The 283-nt window shown below is 53.0% G+C and carries 1 protein-coding gene; it reads right to left on the reverse strand.

Translation table 11 applies throughout. The features are described from left to right. A partial coding sequence (locus tag Q4528_RS13550; protein ID WP_303522055.1) for a hypothetical protein occupies positions 1–273 on the reverse strand: 273 nt, incomplete at its 3' end. Positions 274–283 lie beyond the last annotated feature (10 nt).

Below are 283 nucleotides of genomic sequence, written 5' to 3' on the forward strand. Positions count from 1 at the left end.
GTCCAGACGGCTCGACAGGTCAAAGGTGGACAAAACGCCATTTTCGTCTTCTGCCTCGACCTGAAACACCGAAGAGAGCGTGCGCTCATTTGTCAGATCAGAGGGATCGGGGACGAATTCCGATATCTCGATTTCGCCAAATGCAATTTGCGCCCGAGACCCGAAACCGCCACGTTCGGACACTTCTGTGACAAACCAATCTTGCACCTCGATCACACGAGAGACCTGAAGGTCCTGTGTGATTTCAATAAGTCTCAAAGCCTCGGTCTGCACGGTCCCCTTC

Origin of the sequence: Staphylococcus pasteuri, assembly GCF_030547725.1 — a bacterium.
GTDB lineage: Bacteria > Bacillota > Bacilli > Staphylococcales > Staphylococcaceae > Staphylococcus > Staphylococcus pasteuri.